This window comes from Achromobacter sp. GbtcB20 (assembly GCF_019091095.1).
Taxonomy (GTDB): Bacteria; Pseudomonadota; Gammaproteobacteria; order Burkholderiales; family Burkholderiaceae_B; genus Achromobacter; species Achromobacter mucicolens.
Genome location: NZ_JAGXJZ010000937.1, coordinates 1 through 233, shown reverse-complemented (window position 1 = coordinate 233; position 233 = coordinate 1). Strand labels below are relative to the sequence as shown.

At 67.8% G+C, this 233-nt stretch carries 1 protein-coding gene; it reads right to left on the bottom strand.

The features are described from left to right. A partial coding sequence (locus tag KVT32_RS31715) for an EAL domain-containing protein (RefSeq protein WP_217619598.1) occupies nucleotides 1-233 on the bottom strand: 233 nt, incomplete at both ends.

Genomic DNA, 233 nt, shown 5'->3' with positions numbered 1-233 from the left:
ACTGCTCGGGCAGCAGCAGGCCGCGTTCCGGGTCGCGCCAGCGGATCAGGGCCTCGACGCCGACCGTGCGTCCGCTGGCGATGTCGATCTCGGGCAGGTAGTCGAGCACGAACTCGTCGTTGGCGAGCGCGCGCCGCAGGCGGTTTTCCATCTGCACCCGCCCGTGCACGTGAGCATTCATGGCCGGGCTGAAGAAGCAGAACTCGTTGCGCCCGTTCTGCTTGGCGTGGTAC